General features: G+C 35.0%; 15 protein-coding genes. 7 read left to right on the top strand and 8 right to left on the bottom strand.

Annotated elements, in window-relative coordinates:
- Positions 1-134: 134 nt before the first annotated feature.
- Both CWO92_RS01970 and CWO92_RS25205 read left to right on the top strand, forming a co-directional pair.
- Positions 135-584 (top strand): OsmC family protein, encoded by a 450-nt coding sequence (locus CWO92_RS01970; protein ID WP_101352492.1) that lies wholly within the window; start codon positions 135-137, stop codon positions 582-584.
- Positions 585-674: 90 nt separating this feature from the next.
- The gene (locus CWO92_RS25205; RefSeq protein ID WP_165786590.1) at positions 675-833 is read left to right on the top strand and encodes a hypothetical protein; all 159 of its coding nucleotides are present in this window, start codon (positions 675-677) and stop codon (positions 831-833) included.
- A 6-nt stretch (positions 834-839) separates the two neighbouring features.
- On the opposite strand, the gene CWO92_RS01965 is transcribed toward CWO92_RS25205, so the two are convergent.
- Positions 840-1,097, bottom strand: coding sequence for a hypothetical protein (locus CWO92_RS01965; RefSeq protein WP_101352782.1), 258 nt, complete (start codon positions 1,095-1,097; stop codon positions 840-842).
- A 216-nt stretch (positions 1,098-1,313) separates the two neighbouring features.
- Here CWO92_RS01965 and CWO92_RS01960 point away from each other — a divergent pair, with 216 nt between their 5' ends.
- The 4 genes from CWO92_RS01960 (at position 1,314) to CWO92_RS01945 (ending at position 4,227) form a co-directional block, all read left to right on the top strand.
- Complete coding sequence (locus CWO92_RS01960; RefSeq protein WP_158177093.1) at positions 1,314-1,820, top strand: Hsp20/alpha crystallin family protein; 507 nt, start codon at positions 1,314-1,316, stop codon at positions 1,818-1,820.
- 23 nt (positions 1,821-1,843) lie between these two features.
- The gene (locus CWO92_RS01955) at positions 1,844-2,260 is read left to right on the top strand and encodes a hypothetical protein (protein WP_101352490.1); all 417 of its coding nucleotides are present in this window, start codon (positions 1,844-1,846) and stop codon (positions 2,258-2,260) included.
- A gap of 86 nt (positions 2,261-2,346) precedes the next feature.
- Positions 2,347-3,336, top strand: coding sequence for a Gfo/Idh/MocA family protein (locus CWO92_RS01950; RefSeq protein ID WP_101352489.1), 990 nt, complete (start codon positions 2,347-2,349; stop codon positions 3,334-3,336).
- A 435-nt stretch (positions 3,337-3,771) separates the two neighbouring features.
- Positions 3,772-4,227: a YndM family protein gene (locus CWO92_RS01945; protein ID WP_158177096.1), complete on the top strand. Its 456-nt coding sequence runs from the start codon at positions 3,772-3,774 to the stop codon at positions 4,225-4,227.
- Between the two features lie 58 nt (positions 4,228-4,285).
- Here the strand turns inward: CWO92_RS01945 and ltaS are convergent, their stop codons facing one another.
- Positions 4,286-6,217 carry a lipoteichoic acid synthase gene (ltaS, locus tag CWO92_RS01940; RefSeq protein WP_101352487.1) on the bottom strand — a complete coding sequence of 644 codons (1,932 nt, stop codon included), beginning with the start codon at positions 6,215-6,217 and terminating at the stop codon, positions 4,286-4,288.
- A 459-nt stretch (positions 6,218-6,676) separates the two neighbouring features.
- Between ltaS and CWO92_RS01935 the strand changes: the two genes are divergently transcribed.
- Positions 6,677-6,763, top strand: coding sequence for a YjcZ family sporulation protein (locus CWO92_RS01935; RefSeq protein WP_161809286.1), 87 nt, complete (start codon positions 6,677-6,679; stop codon positions 6,761-6,763).
- A 360-nt stretch (positions 6,764-7,123) separates the two neighbouring features.
- Here the strand turns inward: CWO92_RS01935 and CWO92_RS01930 are convergent, their stop codons facing one another.
- From CWO92_RS01930 to CWO92_RS01905, 6 genes are all read right to left on the bottom strand, one after another.
- Complete coding sequence (locus tag CWO92_RS01930; protein ID WP_101352485.1) at positions 7,124-9,304, bottom strand: DNA topoisomerase III; 2,181 nt, start codon at positions 9,302-9,304, stop codon at positions 7,124-7,126.
- 171 nt (positions 9,305-9,475) lie between these two features.
- Positions 9,476-10,471 carry an inorganic phosphate transporter gene (locus tag CWO92_RS01925; protein WP_101352484.1) on the bottom strand — a complete coding sequence of 332 codons (996 nt, stop codon included), beginning with the start codon at positions 10,469-10,471 and terminating at the stop codon, positions 9,476-9,478.
- 15 nt (positions 10,472-10,486) lie between these two features.
- Positions 10,487-11,107, bottom strand: a complete 621-nt coding sequence (locus CWO92_RS01920) for a DUF47 domain-containing protein (protein WP_101352483.1) — start codon at positions 11,105-11,107, stop codon at positions 10,487-10,489.
- A gap of 373 nt (positions 11,108-11,480) precedes the next feature.
- Positions 11,481-13,352, bottom strand: a complete 1,872-nt coding sequence (locus tag CWO92_RS01915) for a PTS fructose transporter subunit IIABC (protein WP_101352482.1) — start codon at positions 13,350-13,352, stop codon at positions 11,481-11,483.
- Between the two features lie 19 nt (positions 13,353-13,371).
- On the bottom strand, positions 13,372-14,289 hold the full coding sequence (gene pfkB, locus CWO92_RS01910) for a 1-phosphofructokinase (protein ID WP_101352481.1): 918 nt from the start codon (positions 14,287-14,289) through the stop codon (positions 13,372-13,374).
- Positions 14,286-15,041, bottom strand: a complete 756-nt coding sequence (locus tag CWO92_RS01905) for a DeoR/GlpR family DNA-binding transcription regulator (protein ID WP_101352480.1) — start codon at positions 15,039-15,041, stop codon at positions 14,286-14,288. Before CWO92_RS01905 ends, pfkB begins: the two co-directional genes overlap by 4 nt.
- Positions 15,042-15,211 lie beyond the last annotated feature (170 nt).

Raw genomic sequence — 15,211 nt, 5'->3', positions numbered from 1 at the left:
TATTTCGATAATTGCAAGTTTTACTTATGAACTTATTATATTAGAAGATTCGGAAACAATACAGACCAAAAGCTTATTTGTATGAATTGTTTTTATTCTATAATATAATTTAGAAAACAAAAGGAGGAACGACTATGGCAGAACATCACTTTCACTTAAAAGCCATTTGGCCAGGAGGCAGAAATAGCGTAGGAGATATAGAAGCAGGAAATTTAAAAACAAAGATTTCTATTCCTCCTGAAATGGATGGACCCGGCGTTGGCACAAACCCTGATGAAATGCTTTTGGGTGCAGCTGCAACATGCTATATTATTACACTCGCTGCTATGTTTGAAAGAAGACAAATAGAAGTAAGTAGCCTTACTATGGAATCAGAAGGTATCGTTGAAGTAGTAAAGGGTATTATTACATATAAGAAAATTATTCATCGTCCTCATATAGTACTTAAAAAAGGAACTCTAAGAGAACTAGAGGGGAAAGTCAACCAGCTTGCGGAAAAAGCAGAGAAAAGCTGTATGATATCACGCGCTATCCAAGGAAATGTGGAAATTGCCTTGGAACCAAACATCGAAGAAGAGAAATAATCATTCCTCCATTTCATCGTATAGACATTATTATAAAAAAAATAATGGGTAAACTAATTACAATACGATGGTTAGGAGGTTGTTCTATTCATGAAAAAAAGAAATCACGATCAGGAACCAACAATCGCACCCGGTATGGATGATGCGGAGGAGCTTGACCGTGAAGCTACGAATGAGGAAATAGAGAATGGTGAATATACCAGTGTTACCACTCTATCTTGGGATGAAGTGGAATCAAATGATGACTGACATATGTCAGTCATTATTTATTTTAAATGGAACCGATTCGAAGGAAGATGGGGAATCAATTTGATCTCTGTCATCCACCATACTTCTTGTTCCTAATATCGGAGAATCGTCACCCATAAGCTGACCAAACCCCTGATTTTTCTTATCAGAATTATGCCAATCCGCTAATAAGTTTTGACCAATATTTACCGCAGAACAATTTTCAAAGGAATTAATTTTTAAAACAAAAATATTAATGTTAATAGAAGGTGCAGCCAAAATAATATCCCTCCTCTTTATGAGTATGTATATGAATAAGGAAAGAAGTTTATGAAATTTACTTATCAGCCATAAGAAGCTAATCATAAAAGACCGTAAGTATCATAATACTTTCTTCTTTATCATTTTTGGTAAATACATTATGGAATAAAGTATTTACGCTATCGGAAACCTCCAAACATCTAAAAAATGTTGAGAGGTTTGAAATGGGGGTGTCTTGTAGTGGATGTGGATAAAATAAGGCAGTGGTTACAATTTGCCCAACAGATTCAGGGCAGCGGTGACTTTTGGAATTCTATTTTTGATAAAGATTTTGTAAATTCTAATGGTCAACAACAGCAACAGCAACAACATTATCAGATGAATAATCAAACTCCCCATCCTTTTACCATGGAACAACCAACAGCGCCAAAAGATCCTTTTCCATTAGTAGATATTCTGGCAGATGAACAGTTTCTGTATATCATTGCAGCATTGCCTGGGGTTGCAAAGGAAGATTTAAACCTAGCTGTTACAAATGATACTGTCATATTAAAAGGAATTATAAAGCCACTGATACCAAATACACATACGATTACAGCCGAAAGGAAATACGGTCCCTTTGAAAGAGCCATCAAGCTTACGGAATCAATAGACGCATCGAAAATAAAAGCAAAATATATGAATGGATTACTCATTGTTTCCTTTGAAAGGATTATTAGAAATGCAGAACCAATTGATATTGAATAAAACAGTTAAGGTGTGGGATCGACATGTCTCTAAAACAATTGTTCCACTATTTCATTAAAAACGACTCTTCGCTGAAGCAACTGAAGAAAAAAGTCATATATTTAGAAAAGAAACTAGAAAAATACAAAGAGATGGAAAGTGCGGTGCAAGAACTGCACAAGCAAAAAAAAGAGGAAGTACTTCAACCCCCAATTGTTGTAGAAAGGCTAAATGTTGAAAAGTTAATAGTCGATAAGGTTGAGTTAAATAACAATTTTGGTCAACTAGGAATTAAAGAATTAAAAGGCCGGTTAAACATTGGGGCAACATATGGAGAAGGGGCAGTCTATGAACATTTGAAAAAGGAAAATAAGGAAAAAAACGAGGAAAGTTCATCTGCAGAGAGGTCAATTAGAAAAAAAAATGTCCAAGCTCCCAAAGTAAATGTTAGGGCAAGGTAAATGAATTTAAACAGTGACGAACCATCTCGTTTTAGGTAAAATATAGATTATCTTTACAAATAATTTAACCTAAGGAGATGCATAGTATGAAATTAGCAACAATTGGGACTAGCTGGATTACGTCTTCTTTTATTAATGCCGCAATCAGTTCCGGCAAACTGACCTTACATTCTACCTTTTCCCGCTCCATTGAAAAGGCAAAGGAATTTGCTGAAAAGCATCAAGCAAGTCATGCCTATTCTAATTTAGAAGAAATGCTTAAAGATGAAGAAATAGATGTAATTTATATTGCTTCACCTAATTCGCATCATTTTAACCATGTCATACAATGCTTAAAGGCGAAAAAGCATGTTATTTGTGAAAAACCTATTTTCTCCAACACAAAGGAGCTTAGCGCAGCTTACCAATGTGCTGAAGAAAACAATGTATTCTTATTTGAAGCAATTCGCAATATCCATACCCCAAATTTTCACTTGCTACAGAAGGAATTACATAAAGTCGGCCAACTGCGGAGTGCTTCCTTACATTATTTGCAATATTCATCAAGGTATGATGCATTTTTAAATGGTGAGGAACCAAATGTTTTTTCACCTGCTTTTTCTGGGGGAGCGCTAGTTGATCTTGGTGTCTATCCATTATTTATTGCAGTTTCCTTATTTGGACAACCAGAGAAGGTTGATTATTATCCCGTTAAGCTACGGACCGGTATCGATGGCAACGGTACCTTAATACTTCAATATGCAGATTTTACATGTACCATAATGTGCTCTAAGATTTCTCATTCTTATCTTCCCTCCGAAATTCATGGGGAAAAAGGAACCATTATTCTTGATCAAACGTCATGTATAAGCAAACTGGAATATAAAGAAATTAAGTCAAACATTTCCACCACTTTTTCTGTCAATCAAGATGAAAATGATATGAAATACGAAATCCTCCACTTCATAAATGTGATGGATACAAACAATTTGGAAGAATATAGCCGGCTTAAAAATCTAAGCCGTACAGTATTAGAAATTACGGAAATGGCGCGTAAACAGAATAGCATTATATTTGGCTCAGAACGAGAAGCATAAAATTATTTTCTAATACAAATCTTATTATAATTTCATTTTCTTTTTGTTTTTATTACGTACAATGGATTCGCTAGATAAGCAGCTAGCAATAACCTCCTTATTAAAATATTTCCTCGTTAAAACCCGGCAATTGCCGGGTTTTTTCGTGCAAACACTTAATTTTACATCTAGATCTATATACAAATACTTTTCTCCGAAACCTTGTGGCATTTATAAAAGAAAACGGAATAAGTATTTTATTCATCTTCAAGTCTGAATCCGCTTTTAGACAAAATACTCCCTTCGTTACAGCTAATTTGATGACGCTAGATTATGACAGATAGCGATAATTTATATCAAAACAGTTCTCTGTATGATGTATATTGTTAAAACTTAAAGTAAAAATTATAAATGGGTTACGCTTCACATATTTTGAAAAAAGGGGTTACTAAAATAATGAAACGCTTATTATCTATCGGTATAAAAGGTCTAGGTGCTTTTATTCTTTTATACGCTATCCTGGGCCTTGGTTATAATATGTCTTTTGGCAGAGTATTGCTCATTACAATTGTACTTGGAACTATATCTTATATTATTGGTGACCTCATAATATTGCCACGGTCCAATAATATAGTTGCAACCGGAGTTGATTTAGCTACAGCATTTGCTGTGATTTGGGGTCTAAATGCATACAGCCTGGATTATCATACGCTTCTTCTCTATTACAGCTCGTTAATTGGTGCCATCGCAATCGCTGCATTTGAATTTTTTTACCACATGTATTTATTAAAAACATTTATACATGAAAAACAAACGTATTACTATACTCCTTCGCGGACAAGATTTCAAACCGAGTCTTCAGAAGAGCTTCATCCGAATATAAAAAAGAATAAGGATACCGAGGAAAAATAAAAGAAAGGCTGACTCCTTTAAACTAGGTAGTCAGCCTTTCTTTTAAATGTATTCTAAATTATTTATTACTGTGATTATAGTTATATTTTGAACGATCTACTGGTGTAAAGCCATCTGGTGTATAGAATCTCAATAAATCTCCGTAAACTACCTTATCAGATAGCTGCAGCTTTGTTTGAACCATTTGTTCATCTTTTTTAATTTCATCATTTTTTTCGATACGTAAGCCAGTTTTTGTATCGTAGTACTTTCCATTAACCGAGGTTACAGTTGGTGTTATAAAGCTTCCATTGCGGAAAGGTACGACTTGCGAATGATCCTTTGAAAATAGGTCTGTACCAAATTGAATATAGTCCTTTGTATCAATTCCTAATATATGCTCAAGTGTAGGTAAGAGGTCGATTTCTCCCCCGTATTGATGCATAACTCCACCTTTTGCACCTGGTACGTGAATAATCAATGGGACACGTTGTAACTGAGCATTTTCGAATTCATTAATTTTCTTGCCCATAACTTGTGACATGGCTTTATTATGATTTTCTGAAATTCCATAATGGTCACCATACATAATAATAATGGAATTATCATATAAACCAGATTGCTTCAGGTAATCGATAAATCCTTTGACTGCTTCATCTAGATATCTCGCAGTTTGGAAATATCTATCGACCGAACTATCACCAGTATTATCTGGTCCAATTGTTGCTTCATTGCTCGCTATTGGATAAGGGAAATGGTTCGATAAAGTAATAAATTTAGCATAAAACGGCTGCTTTAATGTTTCTAACAATGGAATAGATTCCTTAAAGAATGGTTTATCCTTCAATCCATAGTTCAAAACATCATTATCATTCATATCATAGTAGCTTGCATCAAAGAACTTGTCGTAACCAAATGATTTATATGCCTCATCACGGTTCCAAAATGTTTTATAGTTTCCATGGAATACAGCTGTTGTGTATCCTCTTTGGTCCATAATAGCAGGCATTGCTTGGAACGTGTTTAACGCTTTGGTTGTAAGTACCGATCCTTGAGGTAGACCGAATAACGAGTTTTCTAACATAAACTCAGCATCGGATGTCTTACCTTGTCCTGTTTGATGAAAGAAGTTATCAAAGTAAAATGTATTTTTGTCTTTAGTAAAAGAATTGATGAATGGGGTAACTTCTTCCCCATTTAACTTATAATTAATTAAAAAGTTTTGGAAAGACTCAAGATGTATATAGATAACATTCATGCCTTTCCCCTTACCAAATAATTTGGGATTTGGTTCAGCATATTCAGCTTTCACATAATTGCGTACCTCGGTCATATCACTGCTGTCAGCAAATGCTTTTTGCGCAGATGTTTTTGTATTTTGAATAGCATCATAAATAGTAAAGTTATACGTTCCTAAATATTTCACTAAGTAATTTCTATCAAATGTTCTGGAAAGCAGTTCTGGACGATCCTTTTCAGCAAGCCCTAAATTCACACAAAAAGCCAAGATAGCAAGTGCAAATACAGACAATACTTTTCTGCGTCCTAAGCGAATTGGCTCAGGCTTAACTAATTTAAATGCTACAAGAACAATTAAAATGATCGTATCAAGGAAATAAATTGGGTCGTGCGGTCTTAACAGTGCTAGCACACTCCCACCTAAATCACCAAAGTTTTTTGTTTGTGTAAGCGTTGGAATGGTAATAAAGTCACTAAAAAATCGGTAATATACGATATTTGCATATAATAAGAACGACATTAAAAAGTTCAAAATAATAATCCAAATATATGCTCTTCTTCCCTTAGCAAATAATGCAAGTCCCAAAAAGAATACAGCTGAACTAATTGGATTAATAAACAATAGAAACTTTTGCAGTGAATTACTAATTCCTAAATGAAATTCATTAACATATCCTACATAGGTTTTTAACCAAAATAATATTACGGCTAAAAAGAAAAAACCAAGATGTTTATTTAATACACTTTGGCATTTTAATAGCAAGTTTTTCATTTTTGCACCTCTTTTTAATACAAATCTAAGGTAATTACACTAATTCAAAAACCAATTTTAGTGTAACCCTAACCGCCTGCAATGACAGAAAATTACAGGAATAAATACGGCATATAAATACTATAAACATGTTACATTTTTTTTTCAATTAATAAACAAAGAAAAAACAAAAAGAAAATCTTTTGTTTTTCGACAAAGCGCTACAACAGAAATTGTAGTATGAAACTTTATAACCATATCATTTTAATCTGAAAAATGGTATTCGGCAATAGAAAATTGAGGTATTTTCTAAAATAAATGATATCATTTCCTAAAATGTGCTGTTTCTGAAACAATTTATTCTAAGTATTTTATCCATTTTTCATTTATGGAGTATTTGTCCACGCAATTTAAAACACTCATCATACCGTATATTAAAGCTGTAAGGAGGTGAAGGTTATGTCAAATTATGGCGGCGGAATGGGTGCAGGCTTCGCGTTAATTGTAGTTTTGTTTATCCTATTAATTATTGTGGGTACCTCATATGTTGGTGGAGGAATGTACTAAAACTCACCTCATGTTTTAGCTCCTTACCTTTATTTAATAGGAAGCATTCATAATGCTTCCTATTATTTTGTAACAATTTACCTATCGTACTTGTTTGAAATAAAATTTTCTTATTTTCTCCCAATTTCTGTGAATAATATTTTTGATTTGAACCAAACTATTGCATCAGGGAGGATGAATAAGAATGAAACATTTAATATTTGAAATTTCCAATACCATTAATCAGTTCTTTCTGAGCAATAAATTAATTATGTCCTATATAGGCTTCGGAATTTCTATCAGTATTTACCTTTTGTTTTTATCTATCGATATAATAAAAAAATTAAAAGGGAATAAAAAAAATAGTAAATTGAACTAAACTCATTTTTCGTTATGAAATAAAAAGTTAATTTTATTATCCTTCCATTCTAATTTTGCTGTAAATTCCTTCCCATCTTTTTTAAAACCTTTAATAAAATCAGTACTGCCTTCACTTAACAGTTTCTTTATATTTGTTTGGGAGATAGATCTACCTAATATTTTTTTAGAAATGGTAAAATCGCATTTCGTGGAATTGTAATTGGAGCATCCGAAAAACTTGCCCTTATCAACGACATCACCATTGCATTTCTTACATTTACCCAATTTTGTTCCAATCTTTTTTCCGTTTCTAGCGGATTTACTTTTTTGAAATTTCGTCAAATCAACATGACTAAAGTCCCAATCTTCACTATTCACTTTTGCATCATGTATTAATTTCAATGATAACTTCTTTGCTTGTTCAAGAAAATGTTGCGGTGAAGCTTTTCCCTCACCAATTTCATGCAGTCTTTGTTCCCATTTGGCTGTCATTTCCGGTGAAGCTAATAAACTATTTCCCATTGATTCAATCAACAGAATTCCTTTACTCGTTGCAAAAACTTGGTTCTTCTTTACCTCTATATATTTTCTGTCTTTTAAAACACCAATAATTCCCGCACGAGTTGCTTCTGTTCCTAAGCCTTCTGTCTTATTCAATACCTTTATAAGTTCCTCGTTTTCCAAATATTTTCCAGCTGTTTTCATTAGTGTAATCAATTGTCCTTCTGTATATCTCTTAGGTGGCTGCGTTTTTCCGCTCTTTACTTTAATAGATTTGACAATCCCTTTTTCACCTTGCTGCAAAGGTGGTAAATCCTGTTCCTCTTCATTAATATCCGCTTTCTGGTTAGAATTCCTTTTATAAATAACCGCTCTCCAGCCTTCCTGAATCTGTTCTTTTCCTTTTGATATAAAAGTTGCTCTATTTTCCACCAATGTGTGTATCGTAGTATAATCAAAGATTGCTTTTTCATAATGTGCTGCAATGAGACGCTCTACGATAAGCGAGTATATTTTTTCTTCCTCCGCAGACATTTTCGATGGATTTACTACTTGTTCGGTTGGAATAATCGCATAGTGATCCGTCACCTTTTTAGCATTTACATATCGAGAATTATTGATGATAGATGATTTTGGCAATGGGAAATAGTCTTTGAATTGTTCGAACTTACTTATCTTTTGCAGTATTTCCGGAAAGCTTGCTGCCTCTTCTTTTGTAACGAAACTTGAATCACTGCGCGGATAAGAAATGATCCCCTTTACATACAACTTCTGGGCGATATCAAGGGTTTGTTTCGGAGAGAATTTAAACAGCTTATTAGCGGTTGCTTGCAATGCTGATAAATTAAAGAATAACGGTGGCTGAAATTCTTTTCTTTCCTTTTCAATAGCTGAAATAATTGCTTCCTTCCCTTTACAAAAATCAGCAATTTTATTTGCCATGGATTCATCATGTAAGCGAAATTCCCCATCTTTATGCCATTTTCCACTGTATTTTTTCCCATCAAAATGAAAGGTGGCAAGAACTTCCCAAAATGGTTCTGATTTAAAATTTTCTATTTCCTGTTCTCTTTTTACAATTAATGCAAGTGTAGGTGTTTGCACTCGTCCAGTTGAAAATACATCGGATATCCCCTTTTTTTGCAGTAAAAGCGTATAAGCTCTCGATGCATTCATCCCAACTAACCAATCGGCACATGCCCTGCTGAGCGCTTCATAATAAATGCTCCTGGTCTCTGATTCATCTAATAAATTCTCAAATCCCTGTATGACCGATTTAGGGGTTAGGGATGAAATCCAAAGACGTTTCATTTTCTTTCGATTGTTGCATTTTTCTAAAATGATACGAACAATGGCTTCCCCCTCCCGCTCTGCATCACCAGCAATAATGACTTCATCAATGTCTTTTCTCTGCACAAATCCTTTTATAATGTTAAATTGTTTCCATTTTGATTTTGTAACCCGATGTTGAAAATGATTTGGAATTATAGGTAAGGTTTCGAGGGACCATTTCTTCCACTTTGGATCATATTCCTCAGGAGGCACTAATTCACAAAGGTGACCAATTGCCCAAGTCAATAATGCCCCTTCTGGAAACCATTGATTAGGAGGAATTTCCACATACCCATCCTTTTTTGTATAGGAAAACGGGGCTGCCAACTTTAAGCCTTGGTCAGGTTTTTCTGCAATGATTAATTTCATAATTAACTCCTCACAATAGTACTAAAACATAATTCTATTATACTATGAGCGAATATCAAAATGCATTTGAATAATAGGTATTTGAAAGGTCTTACGTGCCGCCTGACTCCAAATAACAAATTAGGACAGTCCCCCCCACTAGAAGTGGTTTTGAGAACTGTCCTCTTGTTTTTAAAATAATTGAATGATGCCGTAGATACAGCCAGCAAGTAATGCTGATATTGGGAGGGTGATAATCCAAGTGATCACAATTCGTTGTGCGGTTCCCCATTTAACACCTTTAATGCGATGGGCAGATCCGACTCCGAGTATGGATGATGAAATAACATGAGTTGAACTTACTGGTAAGTGGATATAAGTAGCACCAAAAATAATAAGTGCAGATGATAAATCAGCAGCAACTCCATTTACCGGACGAATCTTCATGATTTTTCCGCCAACTGTTTTAATAATTTTCCACCCACCGACAGATGTTCCTAGTCCCATTGCAGCAGCACAGGATAACTGTACCCAAAAAGGGATATCATTAGATGTCACATACTGATTTGCCATTAGGGCCATCGTGATAATCCCCATAGATTTCTGAGCATCGTTGGTACCATGGGAATAGGATTGAATAGCTGCAGTAACTATTTGAATCCACCGAAATTGTTTATTCGTCTTTGCAAGATTACGATTTTTCAAAGTTACTTTAAAGATAGTATAGATAATATAGCCTATGACAAAAGCAATAATAGGCGAAATAATCAACCCTTCAATAATCTTGAAAAAACCATGGTATTTGATTGCGCCAAATCCTGCAGCAGCAATGGATGCCCCGGCTATTGATCCAATAATGGCATGGGAGGAACTGCTTGGAATTCCATAATACCAAGTGATTAAATTCCATATAATTGCAGAAAATAATGCAGCAAGGATGACTGCACCACCATTTGGAAGCTGGAATGGATCAACGATATCACTTGTAATGGTTTTGGCTACTCCTGTAAAGGTAAGAGCACCCACAAAATTCATCACCGCCGCAAGTACAATTGCTTGTCTTGGTTTCAACGCTTTCGTAGAAACAGAGGTTGCGATGGTATTAGCAGTATCATGAAATCCGTTGATAAAATCAAACACAAGTGCACCTATAACAATAAGTATAGTTAATATTAAAATTGAATTCATTCGCCTAGTTTCCCCTTAAGCATTTTTCATGATTATGGTTTCAAGTATATTTGCAACATCTTGACAGTAGTCAGAAATAAGCTCTAAATTTTCATAAATCTCCTTATATTGGATGATAGTAATCGGGTTCTTTTCTTTCTCAAATAATTCTTTCACGGATGCCCGCAAAATATCATCACATTTTGATTCATAATCCTTTATTCTAATAGCATGAGGACGTATATCCAAAAGCTTTTTCTTTGATAAAAGTTGAATGGATGCAGATATTTCTTGACAGCTTCCATATAACTCCATCACAAAGTCTTTTATATAAACAGTAGGTCGTATAATAGAATACAACTCCATTAAAGATGCTGTATGATCAAGTCCATCTAATACATCGTCTAACCGCATAGCAAGTTGAAGTATATCTTCGCGGTCAATTGGAGTAATAAAAGCATTATGCAGCTCTACGATTATATCGTGAATAAGGGTATCCCCTTTCGATTCGTAATGCTTCATCGTTGTGGAGAGCGTTTTTAAATCGTCTGCATTTTGAATTGTAAAATCTGTTAAAAATTTTGCACTATCTTCTAGATTAGTTGTTATGTTCCCCAACATAAGTGAAAATTTATCCTTTTTCTCGATAATCGGCATTCATATTCCTCCAAAAATGTATTCTTTTAAAAACATCACCTTCACCATTTTAAATGATTTTTTTCAGTTGGGAATATATTTAGACAAAAATTTACGAAATCTTTACAAAAGAAATGTCGAATTTTCAAATAAATTTAATATTTTTGTGGAATACTTGTATAATTTAACATCTTCATACTTGCAATTTTATCACGTTTCTTCTATTAAATTAGTGATCGTTTTAATACATGACATTCAATAATTACTATCTATCTCGTAAAAACATCTGCTAATCTCGCAAATTATATTGTAGAACTATAGTGGAAACAAAAAAGCCACAGATTAAATTCTGTGACTTTTTTCTCGACAATTTCTTATATTATGAATTTGTTTTTCATTCCACTACCTTTTTCTTCAATAAACCTACTAAAATTGCTGTGATAAAAGCACCGATAATAACGGATAATGCATACAATAATGGATTTCCATCTACTAAAGGAATAACAAAGATTCCTCCATGTGGCGCACGTAATCCAATATGGAAAAACATCGTTAATGCTCCAGCAACAGCGGAACCAACTACTGCAGATGGGATGACACGAACCGGATCTGCTGCAGCAAATGGAATTGCTCCCTCTGTTATAAAAGTTGCTCCCATGATATAGCAAGTAATACCTGCATCTTTTTCACTCTTAGTAAACTTATTTCTAAAAATCGTGGTTGCAAGAGCCATTCCAAGTGGCGGAACCATACCTCCTGCCATAACTGCTGCATGTGGTGCGTATTGGCCAGCGTCAATCATGGCAATTCCAAATGTAAATGCCGCTTTATTAAGTGGACCACCCATGTCAATCGCCATCATACCACCAAGGATAATACCCAATAGCATGAGATTTCCAGTTCCTAAGCTATTTAATACATGAGATAGATACTGATTAAATATACTGCATGGCTTGTTAATCACAAAAAACATAATGAGGCCAGTAATTAATATACCAAATAAAGGATAAAGCAATACTGGTTTTATACCTTCAAGTGATTGCGGCAATTTAGAAAACACTTTTTTCAATAATACGACAACATAACCTGCTAGAAATCCGGCAATTAAGCCTCCCAGGAACCCAGCACCTCCTTGTGCAGCCATAAAACCGCCTACCATACCCGGTGCAAGACCTGGTCTATCTGCAATACTCATGGCAATAAAGCCAGCTAAAACAGGAATCATTAAACCAAAGGCATTTCCGCCGCCTATTGTATTTAACGCTTCCGCAAACCTATTATAGCTTGGATCGTGAGGATCAGCTGAATGAATCCCAAACATGAATGATATAGCAATTAATATACCTCCACCGACTACAAATGGCAGCATGTTTGAAACACCATTCATTAAATGCTTATAAAATCCATTTCTGCTTTTTCCTTTTTGTGATGATTCACTTTCCTTACTTCCACCCGTACTTCTGTAAATAGGTGCATCTTGCCTTACTGCTTGTTCAAGCAGTTCTTTTGGTCTGCGAATTCCATCTGCAACTGGAACTTCTATCACATGCTTACCGTTAAAACGTTCCATCTCTACTTGCTTATCAGCTGCTACAATAATCGCTGCAGCACTCTCGATTTCCTCAGAAGTTAATATATTTTTAGCACCGCCAGAACCATTCGTTTCTACCTTAAACGGAATTCCTAATTCCTTTGCTTTTTCCTTTAAGGAATCTGCCGCCATATATGTGTGTGCAATACCAGTAGGACACGCTGTTACAGCTAAAACCAATCCTTTTTCATTTCCAGAAACAGCAGTTTCTTCTGCTTCTTCCTCTTCACTATTATTAAAAACTTGTAAAATATCTTCTGCTGTTTCCGCTGCCAATAATTGTTCGCGAATTTCATTTCTCATTAATAGTGTGGATAGCTTTGATAACGCCTCTAAATGAGTGTTATTCGCTCCTTCACTTGCAGCAATCATAAAAAATAAATGGCTATCTTGTCCATCGAATGACTCATAGTCAATACCTGCTTTTGAACGACCGAAGGCAATAGCCGGAGTTTTTACTGCTGCTGTTTTCGCATGTGGAATCGCTATTCCTTCCCCAACCCCTGTTGTGCTTTGCTCTTCACGTGCCAAAACTGCCTTTTCATATTCTTCTTTATTATATAATTTCTGTGCATCATCTAAGACGGTTACTAATTCATGAATAATTTCACTTTTTGTTTTGGATTGAACATCTAATTTTATCGTTGCAGATGTTAATAATTCAGTTATTTTCATGTTGTACCCTCACCTCGTATTATCCTTCAAGAGTTTGCAATTTAACTTGATTCAATAGACCCATGACTTCATCCTTGGTGCAAAGGCCCTGTGAAAATGCGGTTGCACTTCCTGACGCAACACCTATTTTAAAAGCCTCTTCTAAAGATTTTCCCGTTGTATAGGCACTTAAGAACCCGGCAACTAGGGAATCACCAGCTCCTATAGAGTTTTGCAATTCACCCTTTGGTGCGCTTGCCTGAAAAGCAAAGTCCTTATTAATAAAGAGTGCTCCCTTCTCAGCCATAGAAACAATGATATTCTCTATGCCTTTTTCCACTAATTTTTTCCCATACATAAATGCATCTTGAATCGTGTTAATTTCCGTTTGGAACAACTCTCCCAATTCATGATGATTCGGCTTAATAAGAAATGGCTTTTCTGCTAAAATACTTTCAAGTGCATCTCCAGAAACATCTGCTACAAAACGAATTCCTTTATCCTTACACTTCTTGATTAAATCTACATAGATAGTGGAAGGTAATGAGCTTGGTATACTTCCAGAAAAAACCACTATATCTTCTGAAGTCAGGGTCGAAAGTAGGGCAAATAATTCCTCCAAGTGCTCTTTAGTAATATTAGGTCCCGCCCCATTGATCTCTGTTTCTTCTTCCGACTTTAGTTTAATATTAATTCTTGTATCTTGATTTACCTCAATAAACTCCATTTGTATTTGCTCTTTTTTCAAAAATTCCTGAATATATACTCCAGTGAAACCACCAATAAAACCTAGTGCCTTTGATGGTACTCCTAATCTTTTTAGCACCCTTGAAACATTGATTCCCTTTCCACCTGGAACCTTATAATCTGACTTCGTACGGTTTAATTTCCCAGCTTGAAAATCATCAACCACAACATGATAATCCACGGAAGGGTTTAGTGTAATGGTGTAAATCATGATGTCACAACCTTTATTTTCGTTTTTTGTTTGTATAATTCATGTGTTTCCTTATTTAAGTTATCGGTAATAATACTTGCTTTTGATAAAGGGGCAATTTCCGAAAAGGCAATTTCTCCAAACTTCGAAGAGTCACCCAATACGAAGGCTTCCCTTGAAAGGTGAAGTGCTTTTTGTTTGATAAATGCCTCTTCTGGGTCTGGAGTCGTATATCCAAAAGAGGAATGGATTCCATTTACACCTAGAAAACATTTATCAAATCGATAGTTTTCAATCCCTTTCAAGGCGCCCATACCAATCATGGCACCTGTCTTTGGTTTGATAGAACCACCGATTAAATAAGTTTTGATTCCTTTACTTAACAGTGGTTGAATATTCGTTAATCCGTTCGTAACCACAACAATACTGCTTTCATCAGGTAAGTAAGGAATCATCTGGAGAGTCGTTGTACCAGCATCAATATATATACAATCACCATCCTCCACCAGCATAGCTGCATATCTGGCTATGCGATCCTTTGCTTGAAGGTTTTTGGTTGATTTTTCAAGAATATCCGGTTCCTCAAGTTTTCCATGGAGGCGTGCCGCCCCTCCATGTACTCTCTTTAAAGCATGTTTCTTTTCAAGTTCTATAAGATCTCTCCGTATAGTGGATTCCGACGTATTCGTCTCAGATATGAGCTCTTGCAAACTTACAATATCCTTTTTCTTTAACATTTCCAGTATGATTCGGTGTCTTTCAGCTGTTAACAAATTGTTTCACCTACACTTTATTGATACCGCATACAATTTTGATACAAATTTATTGTACATCCAACTTCGACAAAAAACAACCAAAATCATTCATTTTCATTCATATACAATCATTTTATATTGTAAACCATAAATACCTCACAAAAAAAAGCAGTACTACAAAGGTAGTA

Origin of the sequence: Heyndrickxia camelliae (assembly GCF_002844575.1) — a bacterium.
Classification (GTDB): Bacteria; Bacillota; Bacilli; order Bacillales; family Bacillaceae_C; genus Margalitia; species Margalitia camelliae.
This window is presented reverse-complemented; position numbering and strand designations above follow the sequence as displayed.